This is a genomic window from Vibrio sp. V19_P1S1T109, from assembly GCF_002241375.1.
In the GTDB taxonomy this organism is placed as follows: Bacteria; Pseudomonadota; Gammaproteobacteria; order Enterobacterales; family Vibrionaceae; genus Vibrio; species Vibrio anguillarum.
Window position 1 is genome coordinate 1 of record NZ_NDIM01000026.1, and the last position, 3,606, is coordinate 3,606.

The window sequence follows — 3,606 nt, forward strand, 5'->3', positions numbered from 1 at the left end:
GTGCGAGGTTGCGTTGCTGCGTCATAATACGTCCTTGATTTGTAGTTATCGTTTGTGACCAGTATGGAGTTTGTTTTCAAGCCATATCGAATATCTAGACATAGAAAAGCAGAACACCCAGAACACTAACGCGACAAATATATAACTTTCAGTAGAAAAGCCTAACCAATCCGGATCGGTATTGGCAGCTTGTCCAATACCGAGCACGTCAAACATCCCGATAATGAGTACTAAGCTGGTATCTTTAAATAGGCCAATGAAGGTATTAACGATAGATGGGATCGTGATCTTCAGTGCTTGCGGCAAAATAATCAAACCGACTTTTTTCCAGTAACTTAAACCTAACGCATCGGCGGCTTCGTATTGACCTTTAGGTATCGCTTGTAAACCACCACGAACCACTTCTGCCATATAAGCCGAACTGAACATGACCACCCCAATTAATGCTCTAACCAATTTATCCGTTTCCGAGCCTTGCGAGAGGAACAGAGGCAGCATAACGGATGCCATAAACAAAACTGTAATCAGTGGCACACCTCTCCAAACCTCGATGTAAACGGTACATAGGCTGCGAATAATGGGCATCTCGGAACGCCGGCCCAACGCCAGTACAACGCCAATCGGTAACGAGACAACAATCCCAACTAAGGCAATAATCAGCGTAACTAATAAGCCTCCCCACTTATGCGTTTCAACCACTTCTAGGCCGAAAAAGCCGCCATAGAGTAACGCCGCGATAAGAAATGGGTAGATGTTGACAAAAAACAACCAAATCCACGTTTTTTTCGGTGTATTTTCATAGGCGAGCAACGCACTAAAAATAGCAAGAGTGAAATAGAAGAGGCGAGGTCGCCAGAGCTCAGCTTCTGGATAAAATCCATACATAAACTGATCCCAGCGTACGCTAATAAACACCCAACACGCCCCCTCCCGGGTGCAATCACTACGTTGTGTGCCTACCCAATCGGCATTAATAATCGCCCAATCGACAGTATGCCAAACAAGCCAGAAGGCGAAATACCCTAAGATCAGTGTAACGATGGAATTGAGTGCGTTATTAAAAAGATTTTTGCGCAGCCACCCAATGAAGCCAACGGTATTGGCTGGCGGTGGCAAGTTAGGTTGAAACTGATGTACTTTCATCTTATCTCTCCACCAAAGCAACTTTACGGTTATAGATATTCATTAATGCCGATGTCGTCAAACTGAGAGTGAGGTAAACACCCATGGTCATCGCAATAATTTCAATCGCTTGACCCGTTTGATTGAGCGTTGTGCCAGCAAAAACAGAAACCAAATCAGGGTAGCCAATCGCCATCGCTAATGATGAGTTTTTGGTTAAGTTCAGATATTGGCTGGTGAGTGGCGGAATGATGATGCGCAGCGCTTGAGGAATGACCACGAGTTTTAATGTTTTTGAACGAGATAATCCTAATGACATTGCTGCTTCGGATTGACCATGGCTCACCGCATTAATACCAGAACGGACAATTTCGGCAATAAATGCGGCCGTATAAATACTCAGTGCAATCAGCAGTGCGGCTAACTCAGGGATAATACTGATGCCACCTTGGAAGTTGAACCCTTGCAGTTGTGGATACTCTGCTGACACTGGACGGCCCATAGCAAAGTACACAATGACAGGAAGTAGAATGCACAAGATAGCCGCAATTCTACCCATAGGCGTCTGCTGACCTGTTAAACGCTGTTTGTTTCGAGCCCAAATGCCAATAATTAAGGTGGTTAGTAAGCCAGCAAGAAAGGCAATAAAGATAAATGTGCTGCCACTTTCGAAAATGGGAGCAGGGAAGAACAGACCACGTACATTGAGAAAAATAGAATCCCCTAACTGCATGCTTTGCCTAGGCGATGGTAGAGCCTGTAACACGGCAAAATACCAAAAGAAAATTTGCAGTAATAAAGGAATATTACGGAAGATTTCTATATACACAGCAGCAAGTCGACTGACTAACCAGTTGGAAGAGAGACGAGCAATACCGATAAAGAAACCTAAAAGGGTGGCAAATACAACGCCTAAAAAAGAAACTAGCGCGGTATTGAGTAAACCTATGATAAAAGTTCGCCCATAACTAAAGGTTTCATTGTATTCGATCAAAGTAAGGCCAATCCCAAAGCCAGCTTCTTGATCTAGGAAGTCAAACCCCGTGGCAATGCCTCGAGAACTTAAGTTAGAAAGTGCATTGGTCACAATGGTGTAAAAGAAAAAAACCAGAACGAGAACAGCAATAATTTGAAAGGCGACTGAACGAAAAGTAGGATTGTAGAACAAATTTGCGCTTTTAGCCGAGGGAGCTCCTGAGCTAGCCGCAATAGTTTTAGTAGGTTTCATACAACTATAACCTCAAATCCATTTTTCCAAAAAGGCGGTTAAAACCGCCTATTTGGGATTGTGTGACTATTAACGAAGTGGTGGAGCGTACATAAAGCCGCCAGCATTCCACAACGCATTTGCACCTCGTGCGATTTGTAGTGGAGAACCTTTACCTACAGTGCGTTCAAAACTTTCACCATAGTTACCGACTTGTTTTACAATTTGGTATCCCCAATCATCGCGAATGCCCAAACCTTTACCTTTAGGGCCGTCCAGGCCAAGTATGCGTTTGATATTAGGATCGCTAGATTTAAGCATTTCATCTGCATTTTTTGAGGTAATACCGTACTCTTCTGCGTTAACCATCGCATTGAGAGTCCATTTCGCCACGTTAAACCACTTGTCATCATCTTGACGAACAACGGGCCCAAGTGGTTCTTTAGAAATGATTTCAGGTAATACAACCGCGACGTTAGGATCAGTTAAGTTCAAACGTAACGCATACAAACCAGATTGGTCGGTTGTTAGAGCATCGCAACGGCCCGCGTCAAAACCTTTTGAGGTTTGCGCTGCTGTATCGAATACCACAGGTTTGTATTTCATGCCTGTGTTGCGGAAGTAGTCCGCCAAGTTCAACTCAGTAGTTGTACCGGATTGGACACAAACCGATGCCCCATCAAGCTCTTTTGCACTTTTCACTCCTAGGTCTTTTTTCACCATGAACCCTTGACCGTCATAATAGTTTACGCCGACAAAATTAAGGCCGAGTGCTGCGTCGCGTTGGAGCGTCCAGGTTGTATTGCGCGAAAGAACATCGATTTCACCTGATTGTAGGGCGGTAAACCGTTCTTTTGCTGTGAGTGGAACATATTTTACTTTCGATTTGTCACCAAGAACTGCTGCGGCAAGTGCCTGGCAATATTCAACATCAATGCCTTCCCATTCCCCTTTTGAGTTCGGGTTGGAAAAGCCTGGTAGACCAGTGCTCACACCACAAGTAATAAAACCTTGCGAAAGTACTTTATCTAAAGTGCTATCTGCTGCTGAAGCTGTCGTCGCCATCATGGCAGTAGAAGCTGCTACAACAGAAGCAAGAACAGTGAGTTTATTCGCCATTTGTATCCTTCCTGTATGATCCATGTTAAACCAGGTGACACCTGATACAACGTACTAAAAATGTTGTTGTGTAGCTTTCCAAGTTGTATTTGCATGCAATCGCACATTTACAAATCAACCGTTTATAAGCGTAGGTAATGATTTGTATTTTCTCAAAT

The 3,606-nt window shown here is 43.8% G+C and carries 3 protein-coding genes; all 3 read right to left on the reverse strand.

Features of this window, described 5'->3' with window-relative positions; all coding sequences use genetic code 11:
• Positions 1-45: 45 nt before the first annotated feature.
• Positions 46-1,143, reverse strand: coding sequence for an amino acid ABC transporter permease (locus tag B9J87_RS01645; protein WP_026028006.1), 1,098 nt, complete (start codon positions 1,141-1,143; stop codon positions 46-48).
• Position 1,144: 1 nt separating this feature from the next.
• Positions 1,145-2,350 carry an amino acid ABC transporter permease gene (locus tag B9J87_RS01650; protein WP_017044681.1) on the reverse strand — a complete coding sequence of 402 codons (1,206 nt, stop codon included), beginning with the start codon at positions 2,348-2,350 and terminating at the stop codon, positions 1,145-1,147.
• Between the two features lie 69 nt (positions 2,351-2,419).
• Positions 2,420-3,448: an amino acid ABC transporter substrate-binding protein gene (locus B9J87_RS01655; protein WP_026027113.1), complete on the reverse strand. Its 1,029-nt coding sequence runs from the start codon at positions 3,446-3,448 to the stop codon at positions 2,420-2,422.
• Positions 3,449-3,606 lie beyond the last annotated feature (158 nt).

What these genes read in the sequence shown, in the direction of transcription:
- B9J87_RS01645 (WP_026028006.1), bottom strand. Translation starts at nt 1,143, where the DNA reads ATGAAAGTACATCAGTTTCAACCTAACTTGCCACCGCCAGCCAATACC.
- B9J87_RS01650 (WP_017044681.1), bottom strand. Translation starts at nt 2,350, where the DNA reads ATGAAACCTACTAAAACTATTGCGGCTAGCTCAGGAGCTCCCTCGGCT.
- B9J87_RS01655 (WP_026027113.1), bottom strand. Translation starts at nt 3,448, where the DNA reads ATGGCGAATAAACTCACTGTTCTTGCTTCTGTTGTAGCAGCTTCTACT.